At 63.9% G+C, this 25,843-nt stretch carries 22 protein-coding genes; 11 read left to right on the top strand and 11 right to left on the bottom strand.

Features of this window, described 5'->3' with window-relative positions; translation table 11 throughout:
• Positions 1–226 precede the first annotated feature (226 nt).
• From H7B90_RS13650 to H7B90_RS13625, 6 genes are all read left to right on the top strand, one after another.
• Positions 227–1,729, top strand: coding sequence for a sugar ABC transporter ATP-binding protein (locus H7B90_RS13650; RefSeq protein WP_185136432.1), 1,503 nt, complete (start codon positions 227–229; stop codon positions 1,727–1,729).
• A gap of 13 nt (positions 1,730–1,742) precedes the next feature.
• On the top strand, positions 1,743–2,741 hold the full coding sequence (locus tag H7B90_RS13645) for an ABC transporter permease (protein ID WP_185136431.1): 999 nt from the start codon (positions 1,743–1,745) through the stop codon (positions 2,739–2,741).
• Between the two features lie 57 nt (positions 2,742–2,798).
• Positions 2,799–3,857, top strand: a complete 1,059-nt coding sequence (locus tag H7B90_RS13640) for an ABC transporter substrate-binding protein (protein WP_260411013.1) — start codon at positions 2,799–2,801, stop codon at positions 3,855–3,857.
• Between the two features lie 138 nt (positions 3,858–3,995).
• Entirely contained in the window at positions 3,996–5,612 is a 1,617-nt protein-coding gene (locus H7B90_RS13635) for a helix-turn-helix domain-containing protein (RefSeq protein WP_185136430.1), read from the top strand.
• On the top strand, positions 5,612–7,384 hold the full coding sequence (locus H7B90_RS13630) for a cache domain-containing sensor histidine kinase (protein WP_185136429.1): 1,773 nt from the start codon (positions 5,612–5,614) through the stop codon (positions 7,382–7,384). The genes H7B90_RS13635 and H7B90_RS13630 overlap by 1 nt, the downstream gene beginning before the upstream one ends.
• Positions 7,381–8,532 (top strand): substrate-binding domain-containing protein, encoded by a 1,152-nt coding sequence (locus tag H7B90_RS13625; protein ID WP_185136428.1) that lies wholly within the window; start codon positions 7,381–7,383, stop codon positions 8,530–8,532. Before H7B90_RS13630 ends, H7B90_RS13625 begins: the two co-directional genes overlap by 4 nt.
• A 635-nt stretch (positions 8,533–9,167) precedes the next feature.
• Here the strand turns inward: H7B90_RS13625 and H7B90_RS13620 are convergent.
• Positions 9,168–10,250, bottom strand: coding sequence for a phosphodiester glycosidase family protein (locus H7B90_RS13620; RefSeq protein WP_185136427.1), 1,083 nt, complete (start codon positions 10,248–10,250; stop codon positions 9,168–9,170).
• Positions 10,247–10,678, bottom strand: coding sequence for a hypothetical protein (locus H7B90_RS13615; protein WP_185136426.1), 432 nt, complete (start codon positions 10,676–10,678; stop codon positions 10,247–10,249). Before H7B90_RS13615 ends, H7B90_RS13620 begins: the two co-directional genes overlap by 4 nt.
• Before the next feature lie 162 nt (positions 10,679–10,840).
• Between H7B90_RS13615 and H7B90_RS13610 the strand changes: the two genes are divergently transcribed.
• Complete coding sequence (locus tag H7B90_RS13610) at positions 10,841–11,518, top strand: HAD family hydrolase (RefSeq protein ID WP_185136425.1); 678 nt, start codon at positions 10,841–10,843, stop codon at positions 11,516–11,518.
• Between the two features lie 143 nt (positions 11,519–11,661).
• On the opposite strand, the gene H7B90_RS13605 is transcribed toward H7B90_RS13610, so the two are convergent.
• From H7B90_RS13605 to H7B90_RS13580, 6 genes are read right to left on the bottom strand one after another with little or no spacing between them, the layout of a single operon-like run.
• Positions 11,662–12,909 (bottom strand): YheC/YheD family endospore coat-associated protein, encoded by a 1,248-nt coding sequence (locus H7B90_RS13605; protein WP_185136424.1) that lies wholly within the window; start codon positions 12,907–12,909, stop codon positions 11,662–11,664.
• Positions 12,910–12,915: 6 nt separating this feature from the next.
• Positions 12,916–13,422, bottom strand: coding sequence for a GNAT family N-acetyltransferase (locus tag H7B90_RS13600; protein ID WP_185136423.1), 507 nt, complete (start codon positions 13,420–13,422; stop codon positions 12,916–12,918).
• Positions 13,419–14,594, bottom strand: coding sequence for a YheC/YheD family endospore coat-associated protein (locus H7B90_RS13595; protein WP_185136422.1), 1,176 nt, complete (start codon positions 14,592–14,594; stop codon positions 13,419–13,421). The genes H7B90_RS13600 and H7B90_RS13595 overlap by 4 nt, the downstream gene beginning before the upstream one ends.
• Positions 14,591–15,970, bottom strand: coding sequence for a YheC/YheD family protein (locus H7B90_RS13590; RefSeq protein WP_185136421.1), 1,380 nt, complete (start codon positions 15,968–15,970; stop codon positions 14,591–14,593). The genes H7B90_RS13595 and H7B90_RS13590 overlap by 4 nt, the downstream gene beginning before the upstream one ends.
• Entirely contained in the window at positions 15,951–17,162 is a 1,212-nt protein-coding gene (locus tag H7B90_RS13585; protein ID WP_185136420.1) for a YheC/YheD family endospore coat-associated protein, read from the bottom strand. The genes H7B90_RS13590 and H7B90_RS13585 overlap by 20 nt, the downstream gene beginning before the upstream one ends.
• Positions 17,137–18,507 (bottom strand): YheC/YheD family endospore coat-associated protein, encoded by a 1,371-nt coding sequence (locus tag H7B90_RS13580; protein WP_185136419.1) that lies wholly within the window; start codon positions 18,505–18,507, stop codon positions 17,137–17,139. Before H7B90_RS13580 ends, H7B90_RS13585 begins: the two co-directional genes overlap by 26 nt.
• A gap of 292 nt (positions 18,508–18,799) precedes the next feature.
• Between H7B90_RS13580 and H7B90_RS13575 the strand changes: the two genes are divergently transcribed.
• From H7B90_RS13575 to H7B90_RS13565, 3 genes are all read left to right on the top strand, one after another.
• Complete coding sequence (locus H7B90_RS13575; RefSeq protein ID WP_185136418.1) at positions 18,800–19,273, top strand: methyltransferase domain-containing protein; 474 nt, start codon at positions 18,800–18,802, stop codon at positions 19,271–19,273.
• Positions 19,270–20,331 (top strand): MBL fold metallo-hydrolase, encoded by a 1,062-nt coding sequence (locus tag H7B90_RS13570; RefSeq protein WP_185136417.1) that lies wholly within the window; start codon positions 19,270–19,272, stop codon positions 20,329–20,331. The genes H7B90_RS13575 and H7B90_RS13570 overlap by 4 nt, the downstream gene beginning before the upstream one ends.
• Positions 20,332–20,481: 150 nt before the next feature.
• On the top strand, positions 20,482–21,501 hold the full coding sequence (locus H7B90_RS13565) for a bile acid:sodium symporter family protein (RefSeq protein ID WP_185136416.1): 1,020 nt from the start codon (positions 20,482–20,484) through the stop codon (positions 21,499–21,501).
• Positions 21,502–21,841: 340 nt separating this feature from the next.
• Here the strand turns inward: H7B90_RS13565 and H7B90_RS13560 are convergent, their stop codons facing one another.
• Positions 21,842–22,405, bottom strand: coding sequence for a phosphatidylglycerophosphatase A family protein (locus H7B90_RS13560; RefSeq protein ID WP_185136415.1), 564 nt, complete (start codon positions 22,403–22,405; stop codon positions 21,842–21,844).
• 149 nt (positions 22,406–22,554) lie between these two features.
• Here H7B90_RS13560 and H7B90_RS13555 point away from each other — a divergent pair, with 149 nt between their 5' ends.
• Positions 22,555–23,610 carry a GerMN domain-containing protein gene (locus H7B90_RS13555; RefSeq protein ID WP_185136414.1) on the top strand — a complete coding sequence of 352 codons (1,056 nt, stop codon included), beginning with the start codon at positions 22,555–22,557 and terminating at the stop codon, positions 23,608–23,610.
• On the opposite strand, the gene H7B90_RS13550 is transcribed toward H7B90_RS13555, so the two are convergent.
• Together H7B90_RS13550 and H7B90_RS13545 are read right to left on the bottom strand one after the other, a co-directional pair.
• Positions 23,607–24,686, bottom strand: coding sequence for a Ger(x)C family spore germination protein (locus tag H7B90_RS13550; RefSeq protein WP_185136413.1), 1,080 nt, complete (start codon positions 24,684–24,686; stop codon positions 23,607–23,609). The two genes, H7B90_RS13555 and H7B90_RS13550, sit on opposite strands and share 4 nt — an antisense overlap.
• Before the next feature lie 15 nt (positions 24,687–24,701).
• A complete protein-coding gene (locus H7B90_RS13545; protein WP_185136412.1) occupies positions 24,702–25,841 on the bottom strand; it encodes an SLC5/6 family protein in 1,140 nt (379 codons plus the stop codon).
• Positions 25,842–25,843 lie beyond the last annotated feature (2 nt).

The following is a 25,843-nucleotide window of genomic DNA, read 5'->3' as shown; positions in this document are numbered from 1 at the left end:
CCGTCAGGCGTTTTTCTTATCTATTTCCAACGCCCCGAAGGGCAAGCTGCATGGCGGGGATTTGCATCGGAGCAGCGGGAAAGCGGGAAGAGGAGCAACGAGCAGGCTGCATAGGCGGCACAACGTTTATCGTAAATTAATCGATTTTTTCCGGAAATTATTCCACTCTCTTCGCCCGCGGCGTTCCCTACAATGGGAGCAGATCAACGAAAACGAGGTGAGAGGAATGGGCGAGCCCTTGGTGCGGATGGAAGGAATCGAGAAGAGCTTCCCGGGCGTGCTGGCCCTGTCCGACTGCCGCTTCGAGCTGAACGCGGGGGAAGTGCACGCTCTCGTCGGCGAGAACGGGGCGGGCAAGTCGACCTTGATGAAAATATTGACGGGCGTCTACCGGAAGGATGCCGGAACGATCCGGTACAAGGGCCGGGAGGTGGACATCCCCCATACGAAGGCGGCCCAGCAGCTCGGCATCGGCATCATTCATCAGGAGCTGAACCTGATTCCGGACCTGACCGTCGCGCAGAATCTGTTCATCGGCCGGGAGCCGCGAAGATGGATGGGGCTTCTGCTCGACGACAAGGAGCTCGAACGACGGGCAAGGCATTGGCTGGAGCAGCTCAACCTGAAGGTCGACCCGCGCGCCAAGGTGGAGGATCTGACGGTCGCCATGCAGCAAATGATCGAAATCGTGAAAGCGCTGTCTCTTCACTCCGAGGTGCTCATCATGGACGAGCCGACCGCCGCGCTCACGGACGCCGAGATCAAGGAGCTGTTCCGGGTCATCGCCCGGCTCAAGGAGAACGGAGTGGGCATGGTGTACATCTCCCACCGGATGGAGGAGCTGAAGGCGATCAGCGACCGGATCACCGTCATGCGCGACGGGCGCTACATCGATACGGTGCCGACGGCGGACACGCCGATCGACCGGATCATCTCCATGATGGTCGGCCGGGAGCTTCAGAGCGCGAGCCGCGCGGCGGCGGGGCGACACCCGACGGAGGCCGTGCTGGAAGCGAACGGCTTAAGCCGCGGCACGGCGGTCAAGGACGTCAGCTTCAGCCTTCGGAAGGGCGAGATTCTCGGAATCGCGGGACTGATGGGCGCGGGCCGAACGGAGGTGGCGCGGATTCTGTTCGGCGCCGACCGGCCGGATTCCGGCGAGATCAAGGTCCGGGAGCGCAAGGCGCGGATCCGGAACCCGCACGACGCGGTCCGGCTCGGGATCGGCTACCTGTCGGAGGACCGCAAGCGCTACGGGCTGCTGCTCGAGATGGACGTCGCCGCCAACATCGCCGTCTCCTCGTACCGGCGCTTCCGCAACTGGGCCGGCTGGATGAAGGACAAGGCGATCGAGAAGACGGCCGAAGAGCAGGTCGGGGCGCTTAGAATCAAGACGCCCGGCGTCCGCCAGGAAGCGAAGAACCTGTCCGGCGGCAACCAGCAGAAGGTCGTCATCGGCAAGTGGCTCGTCCGCGACTGCGACATCCTCATCTTCGACGAGCCGACGCGGGGCATCGACGTCGGGGCGAAGGCGGAGATTTACGCCCTGCTGGAGGAGCTGGCCGCGCAGGGCAAGTCGATCGTCATGATCTCGTCGGAGCTTCCCGAGATCCTGCGGCTCAGCCATCGCATCCTCGTCATGTGCGAAGGCCGGATCACGGGCGAGCTGAACGGGGAAGAAGCGACGCAAGAGCAAATCATGAAGCTGGCCACCCAGAGAGGGGCATAGAGGAGTGAAAACCATGGAATTGTCCGTCTCGCCGTCTTCCAAGCCGTCCGTCCTGAAGCGCTCCGGGGCCGCGCAGAAGCTGCTCGCCTTCGCCAGCCTCATCCTGCTTATCGTCGTGTTCTCGCTGTCGTCGGCGAACTTCTTCAAGTTCGACAACATCGTCGGCATCCTGCTCGCGACGGCGGTCACCGGCATTCTGGCGCTGGGCTCCACCTTCGTCATCATCACGGGGGGCATCGATCTGGCCGTCGGCACGGTCATGACGTTCTGCTCGGTTATCGCCGGCGTTATCATCACTTACGGCGGTGCGCCGATTCCGTTCGGCATCGCCGGGGCGATCGGAGCGGGAGCGCTCTGCGGGGCCGCCAGCGGGTTCGCGGTGTCCCGGATGAAGATTCCGCCGTTCATCGCGACGCTGGCGGTCATGATGATCACGAAGGGGCTGTCGCTCGTCATCTCCGGCACGAAGCCGGTCTACTTCGTCGACACGCCGGCCTTCGCCCAGATCGCGATGGGCACGGCCGTCGAGAAGCTCGTTCCGGGGCTCGCGATTCCGAACGCGGTGTTCATCTTCTTCGGCATGGCGATCCTGGCGAGCCTCCTGCTGTCGAAGACGATCGTCGGGCGCTACAACTTCGCGCTCGGCAGCAACGAAGAGGCGACCCGGCTGTCGGGCGTCAACGTCCGCTTCTGGAAGATCGTCATCTACACGATCACCGGCGTGTTCAGCGGCGTGGCCGGCATCCTCATGGCCTCCCGGCTCAATTCGGCGCAGCCGGCGCTCGGCCAAGGCTACGAGCTGGAAGCGATCGCGGCCGTCGTCATCGGCGGCACGTCGCTCAGCGGGGGCAAAGGCTCGATTCTCGGCACGGTGATCGGGGCGCTCATCATGAGCGTGCTGACGAACGGGCTGCGCATTCTGTCGGTGCCCCAGGAATGGCAGACCGTCATCATCGGCGGGGTCGTGGTGCTCGCGGTGTACACCGATATTCTGCGCCGCCGCAAGGGCTGATCCCTGGCCGCACGGAAGCCTGAAGCTCACATAACCAACGTTAAGGGGAGAAAATCGATGAAAACAAACCGAAAGCTCGGCATGACGATCGTACTCGCGCTGATGTTCGCCTTGCTGGCCGCGTGCGGCGGCAACAACGAAGGGAAGAACGCGGGCGGCGCGTCTTCTTCCCCGGAAGCTTCTTCTCCGCCGGCTTCGTCTTCCGCATCGCCCTCCGCGTCCCCGTCCGGATCGAACGCGGCTGCGGACAAGGTATACATCCCGGTCATCTCCAAGGGATTCCAGCACCAGTTCTGGCAAGCGGTGAAGCAGGGCTCCGAGAAGGCCGCGAAGGAGCTCGGCGTCGAGGTGACGTTCGAAGGGCCGGAGACCGAGTCCCAGGTCGACAAGCAGATCGAGATGCTGCAGGCGGCTCTCGACAAGAAGCCGCAGGCGATCGCCCTGGCGGCGCTGGACAGCAAGGCCGTCATCCCGCTTCTGCAGAAGGCGCAAGCGGCGAACATTCCGGTCGTCGGCTTCGACTCCGGGGTCGACAGCGACATCCCGGTCTCGACGGCCGCCACCGATAACCTGAAGGCTGCCGCGCTCGCCGCCGACAAGATGGCGGAGCTGATCGGGGGCAAGGGCGAGATCGCCATGGTCGTGCACGACCAGACGAGCCGGACCGGCGTCGACCGCCGCGACGGGTTCAAGAAGCGGATCGAAGAGAAGTACCCCGACATCAAGATCGTGGACATTCAATACGGCGGAGGCGACCATCTGAAGTCGACCGACCTGGCCAAGGCGATCATTCAGGCGCATCCGGATCTCAAGGGGATTTTCGGATCGAACGAAGGGTCGGCGGTCGGCGTCGTCAATGCGGTGACGGAGCTGAAGAAGACGGGAATCGTCGTCATCGGCTACGACTCCGGCAAGGCTCAGATGGATGCCATCCGCAGCGGTACGATGGCGGGAGCGATCACGCAGGACCCGATCGGCATCGGCTACTGGGCCGTCAAGGCGGCGTACATGGCGTATAAGGGCGAGAAGGTCGAGAAGACGATCGACACCGGCTTCCACTGGTACGACAAGACGAACATCGACTCCGAGGAGATCAAGCCGCTGCTGTACGAATAAGCGAACCGGAATCGGAGGCGCCTATGCCGGGCTGCCTCCGATTCGCGGCGTCGCGGGAAGGGAATCGTTGCCGCTGGCGGGAGTCCGAGCGGCTCTGGTACACTCTTGGTGAACAGGACGGCGAAGGGGGTCGAACCCATGTACAAGCTCTATCTGATCGACGACGAGGACGAGGTGCGGGAAGGGATCCTGGCGAAGACCGATTGGGCGTCGCTCGGCTTCGAGCTCGCCGGGGCGTTCGCCAACGGCCGGGACGCGCTCGAGGCGGCGGAGGCCGAGCCTCCCGACCTGATCATCACCGACATCTGCATGCCGTTCATGGACGGGCTGGAGCTGACGAAGCGGATCGGGGAGAGGCACCGCGACGTCAAGACGGTCATTCTGACCGGCTACGAGGACTTCGAGTACGCGAAGCGCGCCATCAGTCTCAAGGTGCACGAGTATTTGCTCAAGCCGATCAACTTCCATGAATTTGCCGAGCTGCTCGGAAGGCTCCGGCGGGAGCTCGACGAGGAGAGGGAGAGGCGCGAGGACCTGGCGCGAATCCGCCTGCAGCTGAACGAGAGCTTGCCGCTTCTGCGGGAGAAGTTCCTGGAGCGCCTCGTGACCTCTTCCGTCGGGGAAGAGGAGATCGGGCGCAAGTTCCGGCTGTTCGGCATCGGATTGGATGGGCCCGCTTACGTCGCCCTCGTCATGGATATCGACGAGCTGCCGCCCGAAGCGGCCGGGGATCGGGAATGGGGAAGGGAGCTGCTTCGGTTCGGGGCCGCCAATATCGCGCAGGAGATATTCGAGAAGGAGCGGGGCGGGCTCGTGTTCGGGACGAAGGACGAGCGGACCGCGATTCTGTTCTCGGACGAAGCGGCCGCGTGCTCGGTTGCCGCCCAGACGTTGGCGATGCAGGCGGCGCGCAGCATCGAGAAGTATTTGAAGACGCGCGTGTCGTTCGGTATCGGGCGGGTCAAGGATCGGCTTCCGGAATTGGCTTCCTCTTATATGGAAGCGATTACAGCGCTCGATTACCGGTTCCTCCTCGGCCGCAACCGGGTCATCGCCATCGACGACGTGCAGCGCGGTTCGGGCCGGAACCGGCTCTGCTACGCGGACTGGGAGAAGAAGCTGCTGTCCGCGCTCAAGGCGGGCAACGAGGAAGCGTACGCGGCCCGAATGGCGGAATGGATCGAGCGGCTCAAAAGCGAGTCGCCGTCCGCGGACAAGGGCTACGCGTCCATCCAGCGGTTCCTCGTCTCGGTCATGAACCTCGTGGAGGAGACCGGCTACGGCGAAGCGGCGTTCGAAGCCGGCCGGCCGTTCGCGCGCGCGCCGTCGATCAAGACGCTCGACGAGATGAAGCTGTGGCTGACGGAATGGGGAATCGGCGTCATGCGCGAGATGGAGAGCCTTCGCCGGACCGACGCCCACGCCCAGGCGAAGCTGGCGGCCGACTTCATCCGCGAGCGCTACGCCGATCCGAATCTGTCGCTGCAAGAAGCCGCCCAGGTCGCCTGCATGAGCGTGAACTACTTCAGCGCCGTGTTCAAGCAATATGCCGGCGAGACGTTCATCGAGCATCTGACGAGGCTTCGGATCGAGAAGGCGAGAGAGCTTCTGGCCTCCACCGCGCTCAAGTCGTACGAGATCGCCGAGAGGGTCGGGTACGAGGACCCTCAATATTTCAGCGTCATTTTCAAAAGGAACGTCGGACTTACCCCGAAGGAATACCGGGCCGCGGCGAAGGAAGGGAAGCTCGCTTGATGAGACGGCGTCCGTTCCAATTCAAGAGCATCCATACGAGCATCGCGCTCGCGTTCTCTCTGCTTATTCTCGGAACGACGCTCCTTCTGAGCTACAGCTCCTACCGGCAGTCGGCTTCGTTCGTCGCGGACACCTCGGTCGAGTACACGACGACGCTGATCGAGCAGGTGAACGCCAACATCCGGACTTACGTCGACAACATGGAGAGCATCTCGGCGCTGGCGATCGGCAACGGGGACCTGACGAAGTTCCTCTCCGCCCCGCTCGGGACGCCGGAGAGCGAGCAGCTGAAGGCGCGGATCGGCCGGTTTTTCCATTCGGTCGTCGCGTCCCGCACCGATATCGCCACTCTCGCGTTCGCCGGCTCCAACGGGGCGGTCATCTCGGACCGGGAGGGGGCGAAGCTGAAGGACTACACCGAGCTGATCGGCCAGGACTGGTACCGGGAAGCGCGGGCCGCCAAGGGCGAGGTCGTGCTGTCCTCCTCGCGCGTCCAGCACCTGTACCCGAAGGAATACCGCTGGGTCATCTCGCTCAGCCGGGAGCTGAGCGGGGAAGGGCGGCTCGATCCGAGCGGCGTTCTGCTGGTCGACCTGAATTACAATCTGATCGACGACCTGTGCAGGCAGATCCAGCTCGGCAGCCGGGGGTACGTCTTCATCGTCGATTCCGCGGGCGATCTGATCTATCATCCGCAGCAGCAGATCATGTTCACGGAGCTGAAGACGGAGGATATTCCGCTGATTCTCCGCTCTCCGGACACGACTTTGACCGTCCAAGACGGCAAGGAGCCGAAGAAGTATACGATCCGTTCGACGGACTTCGGTTGGAAAATCGTCGGAGTGACCTACCCGAAGGAGCTGGTCGGCGACAAAGCGAAGATGCAGCTGTCCGCGGCCCTATGGGGAGGCCTCTGTCTCGTTATCGCGCTCGGCCTGTCCGTCCTGCTGTCGTTCACGATGGCGAGGCCGCTGAAGCGGCTCGACGCGCACATGAAGCAGGTCGAGAAGGGCAGCTTCGACATCCGCGTCGACGTGACGAGCACGAACGAGATCGGCAAGCTCGCCCGGACGTTCAACCTGATGATCGCCAAGATCCGGGAGCTCATGAACCAGAAGCTCCGCGACGAGGAGATCAAGCGGACGAGCGAGATCAAGGCGCTGCAGGCTCAGATCCAGCCTCACTTCCTGTACAACACGCTCGATTCGATCATCTGGATGGCGGAGACGAACAAGATGGCGGAGGTCGTCAAGATGACGACGGCGCTGTCCCGATTGTTCCGGTCGAGCATCGGACAGGGAGAAGAGGAGGTGCCGCTCTCCGTGGAGCTCGAGCACGTCGGGAACTACCTGACGATCCAGTCGATGCGCTACCGGAACCGGTTCGTTCACCGCATCGACGTGCCCGAGGAGCTGCGGGACGCCCGCATTCAACGCGTCATCCTGCAGCCTCTCGTCGAGAACGCGATTTACCACGGCATGCGGAACAAGGCGGAGACGGGAGAGATCGTCGTCTCGGGCCGGCTCGCCGGAAGCCTGCTGGAGCTGACCGTCGCGGACGACGGGGCGGGCATGACGCCGGAGCAGGTCCGGACGATTCTGTCCGAGCGGAAGGCGTCGGAGAGCGGCACGGGGATGGGCGTTCTGAACGTGCATCGCCGGATTCAGTTGTTTTACGGGCCGCAATACGGGCTGGAGTACCGGAGCGAACGGGAGGAAGGAACCGTCGTCACGCTTCGGGTTCCTTGGCGCAAGGGAGGCGAGGATACGTGAGAAGGGGACGCCAAGCCGGGCTCGTCGCCCTCGCCGTTCTGCTGGCCGCCGCGGCGGTCGCGGGATCGGTCCGCTGGGCGCAGGCGAAGTGGCTCTCTCCGTCAGGACCGGTCGTCTATATTCCGAAAACGATCGACCCGCGCATCGAGTTCTGGCAGGCGGCGCGCCAAGGGGTGGACGCCGCGGCCAAGGAGCTCGGGACGGAGGTGCTGACGCTGGGCACGGACAAGGAGAAGGACATCGACGGCCAGATCGCGCTCGTCGAGCGGGCGATCGGGATGCGCCCGAAGGCGATCGTGCTGTCGGCCACCGATTACGAGCGGCTCGTCCCGGTCGCGAAGAAGATCCGGAGCGCCCGCATCCCGCTCGTCATCATCGACTCCGGCATCAACGGCGACTACGCGCTCAGCCTGATCGCGACGGACAACTTCGAGGCGGGAAGGAAGGTCGGCGACGCCTTGAAGGAGCTGCTGCCGGAAGGCGGCGAGGTCGGCGTCGTCAACTTCATCAAGGCCTCGTCCACCGCGATCGAGCGGGAGAACGGCGTGCTGGCCAGCCTGCGGGAAGGGAGAGGGGGGCTGGAGGAAGGCGCGGCATCGGGGATCGGGGAACAGGCGAGTAAGGGAGTCGGACGATTGCCGGGGGCGAGTTCGATTGCAGCTGCAGGGCGGGTGGAGAGCGGTTCTAGTTTGGGGGCGGGCTCGGATGAGGGGCAAGTCTATGAGATCGTTCCGACCGTCTATAGCGAAGGGTTGATCGACAAGGCGTACGAGGTGACCAAGGCGCTGCTGCGGGAGCGTCCCGGGCTGGCGGGCATCGCGGCGCTGAACGAGCCGTCCACCGTCGGCGCGGCCCGGGCCATCGAGGAAGCGGGCGCGGCGGGACGGGTGAAGCTGGTCGGGTTCGACAGCTCCACGAGCGAGATCGATTACCTGGAGAGAGAGGTGCTGCAGGCGATCGTCGTCCAGAAGCCGTTCAACATGGGCTATCTGGCGATCAAGACGGCGATGCAGGCGTACCGGGGGCGGAAGGTGGACCCTTCCATCGGCACCGGCTCGGTCGTGATCACGAAGAAGAACATGTTCAGCCGGGAGAATCAGAAGCTGCTGTTCCCGTTCCTGGACGGCTCGGGCGGGGGCGGAGGCTAGCCAAGCCGCGCACGCAAAGCGAGCGGCGGCTCGGCATTCAGCGGCCTCGCGTCGTCGCGAACCGCCGCCAATGCCGAAAAATTCGGCATTCGGGGGCCTCGCGCCGTCGCGAACCGCCTCCAATGCCGAAAAATTCGGCATTCAGCGGCCTCGCGCCATCGCGAACCGCCGCCAATGCCGAAAAATTCGGCATTCAGCGGCCTCGCCCCGTCGCGAACCGCCTCCAATGCCGAAAAATTCGGCATTCAATGGCCTCGCGCCGTCGCGAACCGCCTCCAATGCCGAAAAATTCGGCATTCGGGGGCCTCGCGCCATCGCGAACCGCCTCCAATGCCGAAAAATTCGGCATTCAATGGCCTCGCGTCGTCGCGAACCGCCGCCAATGCCGAAAAATTCGGCATTCAGCGACCTCGCGCCGTCGCGAACCGCCGCCAATGCCGAAAAATTCGGCATTCAATGGCCTCGCCCCGTCGCGAACCGCCTCCAATGCCGAAAAATTCGGCATTCGGCGGCCTCGCGTCATCGCGAACCGCCTCCAATGCCGAAAAATTCGGCATTCAGCCTCAAAGCAAAGCCCCCGCCGGCGCAAATGGAACTTGCGTGCCGGAGGGGGCTTATGTAACGCGACGCCAGGGTTACTTGAAGAACAGAAAGTTCGTGGCGAGCGGCCGGAGCTGCCCGTCGGACGGATGGTTGACGATCCGTCCCTTGAAAATCAAGCTGGAAGACCCGCCGCCGTCCAGGTTGTAGGCATCGACGACGCCGAAGCGGGTCAGCAGCATCTGAACCTCCTCCAGCGTCGCGCCGGAGCTGCCGTTCTCGTCCCGCCCGTCGATGACGAGCAGCAGCAGCTGATCGTCCTTGTAGTTGCCGATGACGGTGCGCGGGGCGCGGACGGGGCTGGTCCGCCACTTGACCGGAATCGGCAGGTTCACGCCGTTCTTGCGCAGCACCGGCACGAACGAAGCGCCGAACTTCGGCTTCTTCTTGTCGAGCTCGGCCTGGCTGGAGAACTCGCCGCCGATCAGCTCCATGTTCTCGCTCAGCCCGACGAAGAACAAATCGTTATAGCTCGGCTCGAAGCCGGTCACGTACTTGCCGTCGACGACGGTCGTGCTGAGCGGATAGCGCTTGCCCCGCGAATCCGCGAAGCCTCCCGCGTTGACGCCGGCCACGGCGCCGGTGCGCTTCACGGCCGCGAGCGTCGTCTCGGCCCCGCCGAGCTTGTCCTTGCCGAGCGCCATCGTCATCGCGCCCGCGCTCTTCAGCTTCACCTTGAGCGCGTAGCCGCTGAACTTCTGGGCGCGAATCGAGAACAGCTGGGCCGTCAGCTTGCCGGACTGCACCGAGTCCTTCACGGCGCCGAGCCGCCGGGTAATCCGCCGGTCGTAGATGAGCGCGGGCCGGTTCGCCTGAGCTTTGGCCGTCGTCATGATCGCGCTCATGTTCCGGTTCGTTTTGACATAGAGCTCCGACACCTTCTTGATAGAGACCGAGATCTCCTTGGCGACGGCCTCGGCTTGCCCGAGACCGGCATCCGCCTCCGCGGCGATCTCCGACAGCAGGGGCGCGGACGGCGCCGACGCTCCCGCGCCCGAATCGCCGAGAGACAGCGAGAGAGAGAAGTTCGAGACAAGAACCCAGATCATCGCCCCGAGGAACGGAGCGCAGGCGAGCAGGACGGTCCGGTTGAGACGCTGCGCCGTAGTGAGCGTCATTTGAGCACGTCCAGGTTTTTCTTCAATTGGTCGAGTTGCTTCTTAAGCTCGCTGATCTGGGTGTACAGCTTGTTGCTGTTGTCGGTCTTGTCGTTCATGTTGTCCTTATTGAACGTCAGCAGTTCGTTCAGGGCTTCGACCTTGGACTGCATCTTGGCCATCTCTTCCTCGTAATTCTTCTTCAACTCTTCGAGCTGATTCGTATAATCGGCCTGCATCGCTTCGATCCGGGTCGCGGTCTGGCGGCTCAGATCTTCGGACAATCGCTGGCGGAGATGGTCGACATAGAGGACGGAGCCCGCGATTCCGGCTCCGATGAGAACGATCCACAGAACGACGAAGGGGAGGACGGACGGCTTGGATCTGCGGCGCGCGATCGGCTCCGGGGAGCCGGCGGGCGCGTGCCTTTGGGGAAGCGGAGTACTCATGATAAGACAAAATCACCTCTTGCTTTTCCTACTTCGATCGAATGTCCATTGTAGCATAAATGATAGAATCGCCCAATAGAATGACGAAGCATGTCGCCGAAGGGTTGCTTCCGGGAGCGGGAATTGGATATGATGGGAAGAAAATCAATCGAGGAGAGTCAGATGACGAAGCTGCAAATGCCGGAAGCGGCGCTATTCGATCTGGACGGGACGCTGTTCAAGACGGAGACGCTGCTGACGACGGTTCATCGGCGGGTATTCGAGACGCTGCGCGAGGAAGGATTGTACATGAAGGAGCAGCCTCCGGTGGAGCTGCTGCTCGGCTCTCTCGGGATGCTGCTGGAGCATATCTGGCAGAAGGTCATGCCGGACGGCTCGCCTCAGGCGCAAGCGCGGGCGAACGATCTGCTTCTGCAATACGAGCTGGAGGAGCTGGAGAACGGCCGCGGCGAGCTCTATCCGGGCGTTCCCGAGACGCTTAGGGCGCTGAAGGAGAAGGGGATTCGGCTGTTCGTGGCGAGCAACGGGCTCGAGGCTTACGTCAAGGATGTGCCTAGGCTGCGGGGGATCGCCGATCTGTTCGACGGCTTCTACAGCGCCGGGGAGTACGGGACCGCGACGAAGGTCGACCTGGTGCGCCTGCTGCTGGAGAAGCACGGCATCCGCACGGCGTGGATGGTCGGAGACCGCTCGTCCGACGTGGAAGCGGGCAAGGGGAACGGCCTGTTCGTCGTCGGCTGCGATTACGCGGGCTTCCGGAAGGAAGGCGAGCTCGACGGGGCGGACGCGGTCATCCGCAGCTTCCCGGAGCTGCTCGATTTGATCGGGCGTATCGGGTGAAAAAAAGGGAAAAGGACCGCAAGGAAGCAGGCGCCGTGCCTGTGTCCGTGCGGTCCTTTTCGTGTGGCGGCGGGGCTGCGGCGCCCCGCCGCGAGATCGGCGCAAGCCGGGAAGACCGAGGGGCGATCGGGCGCCCGTGGCGATTAGCCGACCGCGCCGCCGGACTCCTCCCGGCCCGGATCCGGGAACGAACCGCGATGCTCGATCAGCGCCGCGGAGGAGGAATCCGTCCCCGTGCGGGACGTCTCCTGCGTCTGAGGCGCCGACGCTCCCTTGCCGCTGCGGTCCCGTCGCGAGCGGTACACCCACATCGCGTATTCCATCGGCCGGGTGATCGCATGGCGGTACGCCTCCCGTTCCCCGGCCCGGATGAACACCTCGCGCGAAGGCTTCGGGTTCACCTCGAGCAGCCAGACGCGCCCGTTCCGGTCGATCGCGAGATCGAGCGCCAGCTCGCACAGCGCGCCGAACGTCGCCTCCAGGTGGCGAGCGACGGACAGCCCCAGCTCCTCCGCCGTCTGGCGGATCTGGGAGATCCGGGCCTCGCTGCCGACCCATTGGCGCAGCAGGGAATTCATCGAAGCGGCCGTGCCGCCGCCGTGCAGATTGGACGTGATGCTGCGCGGAGGACCGACCCGGCCGGCGCAGCCGGTCACCTGCCATTCGCCGGAGCCGCTCTTCTGCACGAGCATCCGATAGTCGTGCACGCGCCCGCTCGGCAGCCGGATATGAAGCCCTTGCTGGACGATGTACCGGTCGCCTCTCGTGTCCCAAGAGCGGAGCGCGGCGGGGAGCTGGCCGCGGGAGATGCGCTTCGGCTCGACGATCCGGCGGGAATGATCCCGTCCCTGCAGCAGCAGCATGCCGCTCTTCAGCTTCTCGATCCGCAGAATGCCGCGGCCCCCGGTTCCGTTGATCGGCTTCAGATAGAGAAGCGAATGCTTCCTTAGCATGGCGGCGACGTCGTCGGACGAAGCATAGAGACGCGTCGACGGCAGATGCCCGCGGAAGGCGTTCACTTTGGCGAGAGTGCGATAGACGGTCCACTTGTTGCGCAGCGGGCGATTGAGGAAAGTAAGATGGTTGTACTTCCGGCGGAATTCGAGCAGCTGCTCGAACCGCTTGCTCTTCTGAATTCGGCACCGGTCGTAGATCAGGTTCGGCATCCTAACCGACTTGCGCTGCCAGGATCGGGATTCCGTCCGGTAGACGAGCGCGTTGACCCGGCCGCTGCGATCGTTGACGTCCGCGGGCGTGAACACGATGACTTGCAGGCCTAATTTGGCGCCCGCGACGGTCATTTTCTCGTAGACGCTCTTCTCTTCCAAGGCTTTGTTGTCGTTCAGATACAGAGTCAAGATGCCGAGCACGGGTTTAGCCGCCGTCGCCATGGTGGCTCACCCCCGCGCGGTCGACGGGACCGGCTCGTCGGCCGCCCCGGAGTCGTTAAGGGCGGCTTCCGGCCGCGCCGGATAGACCATGCGCAGCGTCGGCTTGCCCGTCGGCCCGGCTTCCAGGCCGACGGCGACGAGCCCGGCCGCGAAGCAGGCGGCGAGGCTCGCGGCGTTGTCGGAGGCGACCCGGCACGTCAGCCGCCCCCACTCCCCCGCCAGCCTCGCGAGCAGGCCGCGGGCGATCCCCCGGCCGCGCAGCGCCGGATGGACGGCGACGACGCACGCCTCCTCGCCGTATCCGGCCGCGAAGGCGATGCCGGCGGGCAGGCCGCCCGCCGTATACGCGACGGCGACCGCCGTGCCGGGACGGCCGAGGCCCTTCGCGTCGAGGGCGACCAGCTTCAGCCACCCGGCCTGCGTAATGCGGCGGTCGCCGTGCCGCCGGGCGAAGCGCAGCAAGGCGAATCTCCGGCGTTCCCACTCTTCCGGAGCCAATACGGTTACGTTCACGGGCTGACGCCCCCTTTGTGCTGCCTGGCCGTATGATAGAGATATTGGCTGTAGCGGAAAATCTGCTCCAACGATTTCTTGCGGATGTGGGGCTCGTCGAACTTCATCGGCTTGGAGTTCGCTTCGAAGAACCACAGTCCGCCCGAGGCGTCCACGCCCAGGTCCATCGACATCTCCCCCATCCGGTGCTTCGACGACCGCTCGATCTGCCGGGCCAGCAGCAGGACGGTGCTCCTCACCTTCGCCAACACCTTCTGCGCCTTCTCCTGGCCGAACACGGAGACGAGCAGCTTCTCGGGCTCGTCGATATAACCGCCGCGGGGGACGTGGGTCGTAATGCTCGTATCCCCCGCGACCCGGGCGCCGATTCCGGTCAATTCCCATTGTCCCGAGATGTTCTTCTGCACGAGGGCCCGCAGATCGAAGGGACGGCCGTTCACCGAGGCGAGCGTGATGCCCTGCTGGGCGATATAGGGCTCGCCGACGGCCCGGGACTGCTTCAGCACCCGGTCCCACAACTTGTTCATCGTCGCGCAGCGGTAGGTGCGGCTTCCCTTCTCTTCTTGAATCTGCAGCCGGTAAGGCAGGTTCTTCTCCGGCTGAACCCGGACCGACATGATGCCGACCCCGGCTTTGCCGCGCACGGGCTTCAGATAGAGATGCGAATGCCGCCGCAGCAGGCTGGACAGCACGAGCGACTCCGTCAGCCTCTTCGTCTCCGGGATGAAGGGCCTCGTCTGCTTGGATTCGTTGAGCCATTGGAACAGCGTCCACTTGTTGAAGAAGCGCCGGTTGAACAGCTGGATGTCGGGCTGGCGGGCGACGGAGAGGAGCTTCTTGCGCACCCTAGGCAGCCTCTCGTCCTCCCGCTGGGGGATCCGGTTATAGATGATGTCGGGGCGGGGGAAGTAAGCCTTCGCCCAATTCTCGCTTTTCGAATCGTACGTATAGCCCAGAAGCCGCGGCCGATCCAGCTTCAGATGCTTGACGGTCAAGACGTAGGCAATGAACCCCATCTGCTCTCCGGTCGCGAGGAGATCGGCGAAGTTCGCGCGGTTGCCGCGAAAATGTTGGATGTCGTCGTCGATGGTCAAGATCGCCAGCACGGGCTTCTCGTTGGCGGCGGCGTCGGCATGCGCGGCAGGTTCGGCGGTCAGAGTTCCCGGCTTCATGACGATTCTTCCTTCCTGCGGAATTTGCTCAAGTACAGGCAATGGTCAAGAATGTACTCGAGTGACGCGCGCCCTTGTTCCTTCAAGGCGGGATGCTTGAAGATCGACCTCCCCGGCTTGGCGTTCGCTTCGAACATCCAGACGTTGGCGTCCCGATCGATGCCGATGTCCAGCCCCAGCTCGCCCAGCGTATGCGCGTAATTGCGTTCGATCGCTTCCGAGAGCCGAATGGCGACCTGCTTCGCATCCGCGAGAACCTCCTGGGCGCGGTCTCCGAACGTCCGGCCCAGGGCATGCTCCGGCGTCATGAGCGAGCCGCCGTTCTTGATATGGGTCGTCACGCTTCCGCGTCCGGCCTTCTTGGCGCCGATCCCGGCGACGACCCAGTTGTTGTTGCCGTCCTTGTGCATGTGGAACCGGAAGTCGATCGGGCAATTCTCGATCTCGATGAGCCGGATCCCCTGCTGGACGACGTAGCTCGACAGGCCGCTGCCGTGGCGCGTCCGCAGCATCTTCATGAGGCTGGAGAAGTTGTTGAATCTGAGCAGCACGTTCGCGCCGTTGCGCCGGTATCGGGCGAAGTATCCCCTGCGGGGATGGTACGTCAGCCGGTAGATGCCGTTGCCGAGACTGCCGCCCGTCGGCTTGTAGTACAGGAACTGATGCTTCTCCAGCAGCTCCCTGATCTTCTCGGGAGCGGGATTATTGACCGATTCGGGCAGATGGCGCAGCGCCTCCGGATCTTTGTCGAGCAGGCTGTAGACGTCCGACTTGTTGAAGAAGCTCCAGTTGAAGAAGGGAATCTTCTTCTTGACGAACCGGTCGCGGAGGGCGGTGATCGCCGCTCCCGTCTCCGCGCGGCGGCTCGAGAGCCGGTTGTATACGACGTCCGGCAGCGGGACGACCTTGCGGATCCAGCCGCCGCCTCCGTCCAGGAACCATCCGTGGACGGTCTCCTGCTGCCAGTTGATGTCGCGGGGAGTGAACGCGAAGAAGTAGGCTTTTTTCTGCCCGAGCTGGAGCAGCTGCTTGACGAACGACGTCCGGACCCCGAACGGCGCGGCCGACGAGCGGGTCCCGCTGTCCGTCAGAATGCCGATCAGCGGGCCGAGCTGAATCTCCTCGTTCTCGGCGGCGGCGATAAAGACGTTGCCGGTCTTCGGAATCCGGACGGACCTGCGAAGACCCGCCGACAGGAAGACGTGATGGCCTTTGCGATTGATGGTGCGGACCGTGGCCGGCACGGTATCCCGGCCGAGCTTGACGTTAACCGATTTACGTCCGTTCAGCTTCAGGAGCTTCGCGAGGGGGCTGGAGAACCAGACGATTCTCTCCGGCTGCTGGGTGAAGTGGACGTTACATTGAGTCAAACTCATGAAATACCCTCCCAGGTGATCGAAGCAGGATGTATCGGGCGTAAGCGAGCGGCCGCTCGGCGGCTTCCGCAGCCGCGGCTCCGCCGGCGCACGCCATGGAGGCGCGCCCGGGTTTGGCGTTTGCTTCCAGGAACCAAAGTTTGCCCGACCGGTCGATCCCGAAGTCGAGGCCTAGCTCGGCGAACCTTCCGAACGATTCCTCCAGCCGTTCCACGACGGAGGCCGCGGCCTCCCGGAGCTCTTCCAGCAGCCCGGCCGCGGCCCGGCCGCCGAAGAGCTCCGTCAAGTAACCTTCCGCGCTTCGGGGAGTTCCTCCTCCGTGCAGATTGGCGGTCACGGCGCCGCTGCGACCGCAGCGGACGGCGGTTCCCGCCGTCGTCCAGCTTCCCTGGCCGCCGCGCTGCATCAGGACGCGCAGATCGAACGGCTCTTCGTCCGCTCCCCGAAGCTCGAGAAGCGGCTGCATGACATACGGGCGGCCGCCGATCCAGCGATCGATGCGGCGGAGCGCTTCCGCTTCCCGAATACCGCCGATCCGGAAGGAACGGTTGGCTCCGGTGCGGCCGCTCAGGCGAACGAGCCCGCCGCCGGGCTCTTCTCGGGCGACGGCGACGACTCCGCGGCCTTGGGAGCCGTTCGAAGGCTTGAGGAAGGCGGCCCCGCCCCTCCGGCCGAGCCACTCCGCCAGGGACGAAGTCCCCCGATAGGCGGCCGTGGGCGGCAGCCAGCGCCGAAGCCCGGCATCCCGGGACAACGCGCGGTAGACTTCGGCCTTGCCGGGCAGGCGGCCGTTCAACAGCTTCAATCCCCGCGTCTTCGACATGCGGCTTAAGCCCGCCCGGAAGCCCGCGCGTTCTTCGCGATCCCGCGGCCATCCCCGGTCGTAAGCGAGAGCCGGAGCCGCCCGCTCCTCCCGCGACCAGCCGCCGTTCCAGATCCAGGCGCGGACCGTGCCGCGCTCGTCGCTGTAGCTGGACGGCGCGAACGCGAACACGTCGAGCCCGTAAGCCGGACCGGAGGCGATCAGGCGGCGGACGAAGGACGCTTCGGCGAAGGGGACGTTCCCTTCGCGCTCGCAGACGGCGATGCCGAGCGCGAGGCCGGCGGGCGCGGCAGCCCCGCCGCTTCTTCGCGGCTTGCGGACGGATTCGGCGACCTTCAGCGTGTCAGAAGCCGGACAGATAACGGGCATATTGAATCATCATCCGCACCGACGGGCGGATTTTCCCTTCGTTTAATGGGGTGTTATCGTTCTTGGAAGGCTTCGAATTGACTTCGAGCAGCCAGATTCGCCCTCCCGTGTCCAAGGCCAGGTCGATGCCGAGCTCTCCGAAGTGGGCCGGAATATGCGCGTCGATTCCCTTCGCGATGTCGAGCGCCGCCCGGGTCAGCCGGGCGGAGGCATCCCCTCTATACGCGGCGGGCAAGTTGGATTTGGCCACGGACTCGCGGACCGTCGCGAGAGTGCCGCCGCGGGCGAGGTTCGACACGTAATGCTGGTTGCCGGCGGTACGGCCGACGATGGACGTCACGACCCACTTGCCGGTGGCGTTCTTCTGCGTGAGCGCCCGGAAGTCGATCGGCCTGCCGGACGCCTCGATCAGCGTCAAGCCCTGCTGAACGAGATAGCGGACCGTCTTCATCTTGCCGGAGATCGCGGAGAAGAACTTTAGCAGGTTCGGGTAGCTCTGCTTGCGCGTCCCTCCGACGGTCGTGAACGACGCCTGCCAGCCTTCGCCGCCGAGCCGCGACAGCCGGATGATCCCTTTGCCCAGCGAACCCCGCACCGGCTTGAGGAACACGACCGGATAGCGGGAGCACATGCTTTTGAGCATCGTGTAGTTACGCAGGGAGTGCGATTCCGGCAAGTACTTCTGCAGGGACGAATCGTTCTTTAACGCATCGAACACTTCCGACTTGTCGAGGAACTTCTCGTTGAACACGACCCCTCCGTACCGCTGCTTGATGTCGCGGATGAACTGCTGCACGATCGGACGGTTCTCCAGCTTCCGGGACGTCAGCCGGTTGTTGACGACGTCCGGCGCGGGCAGCGTCGCCCGGTGCCAACCGTTCGAATGATACACCCACCCTTCTACGTTCTTCAGGTCGGTATGAATGCTTTGCGGCGTGAAGAAATACACGTGCGTGCCTTGGGCGCGGCAGGTGTCGGCGAGCTCCCGGCAGAACATCGTGATGGCCCCGAACGGCTTGTCGGACTGGTCCGGATAGTCCCGGCTGACGAGAACTCCCAGTAGCGGGCCGAGAGCAAGCGTGCGCGAAGCCGTCCGGTACTGCAGCCGCAGCGGCGTTCCGGTGGTCACTCCCATTCTCCTGGCAAGCGAGTGGCTGATGCGGATGCCTTCGTAACGGGGGACGGATACGACCGACACGGACTGCCTGAGCGAGCCGAATTGAAGCACAAGCTGCTGCTGGACCGGGATTTTCGCTTGCTTGATCACGGATTCCCCCAGCATGAGGACGTCTTCGGACAAGATGCCGGAGCTGATGACCTGGACGTCGATTTTCGGGGTGGACATGCTTCGTTCTCCTTCCACCGTGTCGAATTCTGTGGTGAAGGCCTCGTAGGCTTCCTTCCCGGGGGCATGCGAGAATACTCCATCATATGAGGACATCTATCCATCGGTGATTGGCCACATTCGGGGAAAAACGCTATACTGGAAACGTGAAAAGCGGGCTGAAAACCGCGCCGCGACGGGCGAAATGGCAAGATGAGGGCGGAGGGGAAGACGCCCCCCGGACGAAATTAGGCTTGACCCGAGACCGGGGGAGAGTCCGTCCTTGTCGATTGGAAGGAGTCTACGAACACGGATGTATCGCGAATGGTATGAACGGAGCTTCGAAGAAAAGAAGGGGATCGTCTGCCGCCGTCGGGACCGGCGCGGCGCCAAGCGCGAAGCGGCCGCCTTGACGCGCCGGGCGGAAGCGCCCGAAGGGGCCCGCGCCCGCGAAGGCGACGCGGAGGGCGAAGTCGAACGGATCCGCGGGAGCAGGAGAGGTCTCCCGTCCGGGGATCGTTCGCGCGACGCGGCGGACGACAGGTTCACGTCGTTCGGCTGCTTCGCGGAACCCGGCGATCCTTCGAAGGCTGTGCGAGAGATTCATAGAGAGCGGAAGCCGGGAGGCAAGCTCCCGATCGGCTACCCGAGCGAATCGCACGTCCGAAGTCGCCTGCCGGAGCAAGCGGGACCGAAGCCGGGACAAGTTCGGGGAGACTGCGGGGGTTCCGGCTGCGAGGCCGGGGCTTCCGCCCGCCCCGATCCGATAGGGAGGCGAGCGGGATGAGGGAGCAGGCTGCGGTTACGCGCCATGAGAACGGCTGGATCCGGGCGAAGGTTCCGGTGCCGTTCTCGCTCAAGTGGGTCAACGCCTATCTTCTGCCCGAGGAAGGCGGCGCCTGGACGCTCATCGACCCCGGCCTGCGTTCGGCCGATACGGAAGCGTTCTGGGAAGAGACGTTGAAGAGCCTCGGCATCCGTTGGGGAGACATTCGCAGAATCGTCCTGACGCATCACCACCCCGATCATTACGGCTTGTCGGGCTGGTTCCAGGAGAGAACGGGGGCGCCCGTCCATCTGTCCATGACGGCCCGAAGGTACGCGATGCGGCTGTGGGGAGAGCGCGAGACGTTCTCCGGGGAGCTGATCGCGGCGTTCCGGGAGCACGGTCTTCCGGAGGAGCTGACGGAAGGGATGCGCGGCCACCTGCGGGGCGTGTTCGGGCAGGTGCTTCCCCATCCGGAGGACGTTCGGCCGCTGCCTCCCGCGGGGGAACGGTTCGAGATGGCCGGGCGGTCGTGGGAGCTGATCGGCGGGGAAGGCCACGCTCCGGGCCACATCAGCTTCTACGACCCGGAGACGGGCGTCGTCCTGTGCGGCGACCAGGTGCTGCCGGACATTACGCCGAACATCGGCTGGATGCCGGACGCCGACCCGGATCCGCTGGGCTCGTATCTGGCGAGCCTGCGGGAGATGCGGAGAGTCGGCGAGGCGTACGCCTACCCCGGACATCGGGATCCGTTCCCGAACGCTTCGGAGAGAATCTCGCGCCTGCTCGAGCATCACGACAGGCGGCTGCTGCGGATGCGAGAGCTGCTCGGGGACCGCGATCCGGCATCGAAGGCGGACGGAGCGGGGGAGGGGACGACGTCCTTCGAGATGTGCGAGCTGCTGTTCGGGAAGCATCTTCGCGGCAATCCGCACAATCTGCGGTTCGCGATGGCGGAGACGATCGCGCACCTGGAGCGGTTGACGCTGGCGGGCGGCGCCGTTCGAACCGAGGGCCGCGATCCGGACGGCCGCCGCGTCGTTCGGTACGGGCCTTCGGAACAAGCGGCCGAATAAGCGGCCAATCGCGGCGGCAAGAGAGGGCGGCAAGCGGGCGAGCGGGCGGCTGGCGTTGCGCGCGAGCAGCCTTAAGCGGCAATTCGCAGTCGACGGGTAGGCGGGGAAGCGTCGCAGGTCGGATAGCATACGGGAAGAGGGATAGCAGCCATGGGAATACGGGAAGCGCTTGTCCGGGTGAACGGAGCCTTGGAGAAAATCATGCCGCTGATCACGCCGACGGCCATCCTGGTCGGGGTGCTGAGCGGGACGCGGCTGACGGCTTACGAATGGGCCGTGCCGTGGATCTTCGCGGTCATGACCTTCGTCGGAAGCTTGAAGACGAGCTTCGCCGACATGGCGCGCGTGCTTCGGAGACCGGGGAAGCTGCTGTGGCTCCTGGCGATTCTGCACGTCGTCATGCCTTTGATCGGGTGGGCGGCGGGCAGCCTCTTTTTCTCGGACGATCCCTACGTCGTGACGGGCTTCGTCTTGCTGTTCGTCATTCCGACCGGCGTCGTCAGCGTCGTCTGGGTGACGATCTATAACGGCAACCTGGCCCTGACGCTGGCCTTGATTCTGATCGATACGCTGCTGTCGCCCCTGATCGTCCCGGCCAGCTTGCACGTCCTGATGGGGGCGGCCGTCGAGATTCGGACGTGGGAGATGATGAAGGGGCTGCTGTGGATGATCGTCGTTCCGTCGGCCGCCGGCATGCTGCTCAATCAATGGACGAAGGGAAGCGTCAACCGGACATGGGGGCCGCCGCTCGCCCCGCTCGTCAAGGTCGGTCTCTTCGCCGTCGTGGCCATCAACGGCTCGACGATCTCCGGGGAGCTCAGGCACGCCGACGCGCGGATGGCGACGATTATCGCCGTCACCCTCGCGACGGTCGTGACCGGCTATCTGATCGGCTGGGCGGTCTCCTCCTGGTTCCGCTGGAACCGGGAGGATTCCGTCGCCGTCCAGTTCAACTCCGGGATGCGCAACCTGAGCGCGGGAGCGGTGCTGGCGGTCCAATACTTCCCGCCCGCCGTCTCCTTGCCGGTCATCAGCGGCATGCTGTTCCAGCAGGTGCTCGCCGCCACCTTCGGCTGGCGGATCGGCCGCAGCCTGGGCAAGGGAGAGGATCCCGCCGGCCTGGCAGCGCCGGGTTCGCGGGAGAGCGAAGAGCGTAGGCTCAGCCTTTGAGGCTGCTGGCTCGGTTCTCTTCTCGTTATCGGAGGCGTGCACGCCAACACTGGATCGTCCTGCATGGGCAGGGCGGCGGGGTGTCGCCCTCTCGGGCTCCATCGGCCGAGACCCGGGCTGTTGCGCCCGCCGAGTCTTCACCCAGTAACTCCTCCTCGAGCCAATCGTACCTAATCTAGGATTGACAGGGATCAGAGGTAAATTTGACTCAGCCACTGAGTTACATTAGCGGGGAATCGGAATTGAGAGTAAATTTGACTCAGCCGCTGAGATACATGAGCCGCGCTTAATCGCGCGCAATAAAAAAGAGCCTTGGGGAACCTGCCCCAAGGCTCTTCCATTACGGCGTATCCGGCCCCGAATCGCCGCCGGAGAGCGCTTCTTCCATCGCCTCGCGCTCCGCCTGCTTGCGGTGGGCGATCCGGCTGGACGCGGCGGCGGCGATCGCCCCGACGATGTCGTCCAGGAACGTGTGGACGTCCTTGCCGTTGCGTTCGTTGAGCTTCTTCAATACGCCCGGCTTGAATTTATCGATATACCCGAAGTTGGTGAACCCGATGCTGCCGTATACGTTCACGATGCTGAGAGCCAGCACCTCGTCGCACCCGTACAGCCCTTCGTCGTTGAAGATCATGTTCTGAAGCGGGGGAAGCAGCTTGCCCTCTTCCGCCAGCATATCCAATTGAATGCCCGTCAGGATGGCATTCTGCACTTCTCGCTTGGACAGAACGGATTCCACGTTCACGATGCATTCGTCCAGAGTCAGCTCGGGAAAATAATCCTTCTGCAGCAGCATGACCAACTGGCCGATCTGGCCTTTGGTTACGCCACGCTTCGCAAGCCATTCCTCGGTCGCTCTCGCCACTTCCTTGCTGTTGAGCCGATAGACGCTCGGATCGGACAACGGATACACCTCTTTCGCTTATCGGATTGCGACTCGTACCGCCCGGAAGCGGGACAAACCGTTCATACATTCCCCTAGGGGCTAGTATACATATTACTACATTAGGGATCGCCGGCGAAACGGCGCATCTCCACTTGGGAGGAATAACCATGAAGCCTCGAGGGGCCCGTAAATCCGTACGCAAGCTGCTCGCCGCCTTGCTGCTGCTGCCGCTCGTCGCCGGCTGCGCGCAAGCCGGCAAGGAAATCCGGAAGACCGCGGCGGTCGATCCGCCTCCGCCGGACGTCGAACAGACGATGCTGCAGGCGGCGGAAGCGAAGACGACCTCCGTCAAGGACGGACTCACGGTCTATCTGCAGGACCGCAACGGGTACATCGCCCCGATGACCCTGAGAGCCGGCACCGGCGCGAACGACGCGTCTTCGCCGGAGCGGACGGCCCTCGTCTGGCTGACCCGGGAGGGCCGGTTCGCCGACCAGCTTCCGCCCGGCTTCTCGCCTATGTTGCCCCAAGGGACGAAGATTCGTTCGGCGAAGACCGATTCCGGCACCGTCTCGATCGACTTCGCGGCCCCGTTCCCCGCCGTGCCGGCCAACCAGGAACGCAAGATCGTCGAAGCGATCGTCTGGACGATGACCGAGCTTCCCGGAATCGGGAAGGTGCGGCTCAGCGTCGACGGCCTGCCTCTGCGCGAGCTGCCCTCCTCGGGCCTGCCGCTGCCCGAGACGCTGACCCGGGACATCGGCATCAACCTGGAGCAGGCGGCCGGTACGAACGCCAGCCGTTCGATGGCGGTGACGCTGTATTTCTCCGCCCGCTCGGAGGAGGGCGAAGGCTACTTCGTTCCCGTCACCCGCCTGATCGATCGCCAGCCCGACCGCAACCGGGCCGCGCTCGAGGAGCTGATCAAGGGGCCGCTGGACGATCGCAAGCTGCAGCCCGTCTTCGCTCCCGGAGTATCGGTCGAGCGGGTCGTTCCGACCTCCGAAGCGATGAACGTGGAGCTGAAGGATCCGAGCTGGGAGCCGGAGATGACCGTCCCGAGCGAGACGATCGAGGCTCTGGTGCTGACGCTGACCGAGGAGACGGGAATTCCGAAGGCGAGAATCATCCTGAACGGGGAGTCCTCGTTCAAGGACTCGGACAACCGGACGTACGCGGACCCCGTCGAACGCCCGGCCTTCATCAACGCGCTGGCCAGCTAGCGGACGACGCCCGCTCCGGTGATTTTGACCTCGGTTACGACCTTGAACCGGACCTTCGAATAGGCCTCCACCCATCGCTCGTAATCCTTCTTGCCGCCGAAGTAGGAGGCCAGGTAATGAAGGCCGAAGCCGTATGGATCGACGCCGGCGTCCCGGATCTTGTAGAGAAGCTCCTCCACCTGGCCGGAGAAGTGCTTGCCGAGCTCCCTCTCGAGCCCGTGCCAATCCTTCTCCAGCAGGTCGGGAGGACTCTCTTCCAGAAACCCCCGGATCTTGACCTTCATCGTAACCAGCGGGATGTCGCCCTGGCCGACGTCGATCTTGGACCGGACGTAATTGACGGTCAACACGACGCGGTCCGCTCCGCGCGACATCTTCATCTCGGACTTCGTCGCTTTGTTCGCGGTCATATTGTACAGCTGCGTCTCCTCCGGTGTCAGGATGAGGCGCGATTTCTTTTTGTCCATCAGCAGCACCCGGTCGACCTCGTACGTCTTCTCCTTGGGGCGGATGACGGGCAGAACCGGATCCAGACCCATCTCGAAGTGGCGTCTGACCATATCGAACAGGTAGGTGGTCGTAATATACGGCGATTCGGTCCCTTCCTTGCCGAAGGTCAGGAACAGCGCGTTGCCGGGATACCGTTCCGACTGCGGTTGAACCTTCAGCACCGACAGGGCATCCGGATCCCCGACGGCGAAGTACGAGACGAGCTGGATGTCCCGCCGGCGGGCGAACCAGCTCATCGATCCGGGAGGCCCGTTCTGGAGCAGCTCCTTGCCGAGAATAAACACGCGGCAATGGCCGAATTCCAGCTCCTTGTCGACGAACGACTTCAGGTGGCGCACGCCTTCGGCGATGGACGGGGCGTCGATCGTCACGATCTGGGTCTTCGACGAGCCGCTCTCCACCTTGGCGGACGTGATGGCGAGCCGCACCGAGATCCGGTAGGGCTTCTGCGGATTGCCGCTCCAGTCGATGCCCGTCGTGACGACGTAGAACCTCTTGTCGATATCCTTCATACCGCATCCCGAGAGCAGCAGGCACAGCGAGAGCGCGATCAGGATCCGTCGCATGCGGGGCCTCCCTTCTTACTCGCCGGGCGAGGCCGCCCGCGCGGGGGAAGACGCGCGAGGCTTCCTGCCGGCGGCGACGGCCAAGCTGGCCACGACGAGCATCGTCACGATCTCGAGCGAGAAGCGGCAGACGAGCCAAATCTCCGTCACCCGTTGGTTCTTCTCGTCGTTCGCCCAGATGCCGTAGAGGAAGGCGACCAGCCCGAAGCAGGCGCAGAGAATCCAGTTGATCTTCGGCACCGGAACCTGCTCCGGCTGGGGCTTGTAGCGAGGAGAACACGCTTTGAAGAACTCCATGGCCGAGTGGAACGTATTCATCGCGAACATGAGCGACAGGATGGAATACAGCACGAGGAAGATGAAGAACACCCGCTGAATGAAGCCGAACTTCATGACCATCGAATCCGCCGTCACGCTCCATAGATAGATGTACTCCTCTACCGCCACCGTTCCGTGGAAGCCGATCGGAATGAAGAAGGTGAAGAGCGAGAATAACGTGCCGAGCAGAGGCAGGGTCCACAAATGCCGCACTTTGAAATCCGGGGGGTTCAGGCGGTTGAACAGCATCAGGCTCATATATCCGCTGAAGAAGAAAGTCGCCGCCGCGATAACTTTTATCGAAGGCAGGTCGCGGAAGTGGCCCGCGACGACCCGGATGGCGTCCCAATTCAACTGGCGGTTGGAGACGGCCTTGAACATGATGAGAGCGACGAGCGGCAGGCTGAGAAGAACGAGAATCTCGCAGGCGAACTGAACGGTCCGCGACGAGCGGGAGCCGGCGAACATGGCGGCGAATACCATCAGGGCCATGAATAAATATTCGTTCATCTCGGGGTTGAGGAACGCTCCCATCGTCTGGGTCAGGCTGAAGATGACGAGAACGGCCCCCACCAGCCAGCTCAGCCCGGCCAGCGCGACGAGCGGCGACGCGACATAAGGGGCGAAGTGCCGGTGAAGAATCTCCGGCAGGCCCATCCGGGGGAACCGCCGCATGGAGACGATCGTGACGATGGACAGAAAGGTTCCGATCAGGATCGACGCCAGAATGCCCGCGACCGAGCCGTCGAATCGCTCCTTGATCAAGATGTGCGGCACGAACAGCATAACGTTGATCATGCCGACGTAGAGAACGTGATAGTAGAAATACCGGTTCACGG

Origin of the sequence: Cohnella xylanilytica (assembly GCF_014212175.1) — a bacterium.
Classification (GTDB): domain Bacteria; phylum Bacillota; class Bacilli; order Paenibacillales; family Paenibacillaceae; genus Cohnella; species Cohnella xylanilytica.
Note: the sequence above shows the minus strand (reverse complement) of the source record. Positions and strands in the feature narration are given on the sequence as shown.

Bases quoted from the DNA above. Each gene is read 5' to 3' on its own strand.
- H7B90_RS13550 (WP_185136413.1), bottom strand. From the start codon at position 24,686: ATGCGACGGATCCTGATCGCGCTCTCGCTGTGCCTGCTGCTCTCGGGA.
- H7B90_RS13605 (WP_185136424.1), bottom strand. From the start codon at position 12,909: ATGGCGACGGCGGCTAAACCCGTGCTCGGCATCTTGACTCTGTATCTG.
- H7B90_RS13645 (WP_185136431.1), top strand. From the start codon at position 1,743: ATGGAATTGTCCGTCTCGCCGTCTTCCAAGCCGTCCGTCCTGAAGCGC.
- H7B90_RS13555 (WP_185136414.1), top strand. From the start codon at position 22,555: ATGAAGCCTCGAGGGGCCCGTAAATCCGTACGCAAGCTGCTCGCCGCC.
- H7B90_RS13590 (WP_185136421.1), bottom strand. From the start codon at position 15,970: ATGAGTTTGACTCAATGTAACGTCCACTTCACCCAGCAGCCGGAGAGA.
- H7B90_RS13580 (WP_185136419.1), bottom strand. From the start codon at position 18,507: ATGTCCACCCCGAAAATCGACGTCCAGGTCATCAGCTCCGGCATCTTG.
- H7B90_RS13620 (WP_185136427.1), bottom strand. From the start codon at position 10,250: ATGACGCTCACTACGGCGCAGCGTCTCAACCGGACCGTCCTGCTCGCC.
- H7B90_RS13595 (WP_185136422.1), bottom strand. From the start codon at position 14,594: ATGAAGCCGGGAACTCTGACCGCCGAACCTGCCGCGCATGCCGACGCC.
- H7B90_RS13640 (WP_260411013.1), top strand. From the start codon at position 2,799: ATGAAAACAAACCGAAAGCTCGGCATGACGATCGTACTCGCGCTGATG.
- H7B90_RS13570 (WP_185136417.1), top strand. From the start codon at position 19,270: ATGAGGGAGCAGGCTGCGGTTACGCGCCATGAGAACGGCTGGATCCGG.
- H7B90_RS13575 (WP_185136418.1), top strand. From the start codon at position 18,800: ATGTATCGCGAATGGTATGAACGGAGCTTCGAAGAAAAGAAGGGGATC.
- H7B90_RS13565 (WP_185136416.1), top strand. From the start codon at position 20,482: ATGGGAATACGGGAAGCGCTTGTCCGGGTGAACGGAGCCTTGGAGAAA.
- H7B90_RS13585 (WP_185136420.1), bottom strand. From the start codon at position 17,162: ATGCCCGTTATCTGTCCGGCTTCTGACACGCTGAAGGTCGCCGAATCC.
- H7B90_RS13635 (WP_185136430.1), top strand. From the start codon at position 3,996: ATGTACAAGCTCTATCTGATCGACGACGAGGACGAGGTGCGGGAAGGG.
- H7B90_RS13615 (WP_185136426.1), bottom strand. From the start codon at position 10,678: ATGAGTACTCCGCTTCCCCAAAGGCACGCGCCCGCCGGCTCCCCGGAG.
- H7B90_RS13610 (WP_185136425.1), top strand. From the start codon at position 10,841: ATGACGAAGCTGCAAATGCCGGAAGCGGCGCTATTCGATCTGGACGGG.
- H7B90_RS13630 (WP_185136429.1), top strand. From the start codon at position 5,612: ATGAGACGGCGTCCGTTCCAATTCAAGAGCATCCATACGAGCATCGCG.
- H7B90_RS13650 (WP_185136432.1), top strand. From the start codon at position 227: ATGGGCGAGCCCTTGGTGCGGATGGAAGGAATCGAGAAGAGCTTCCCG.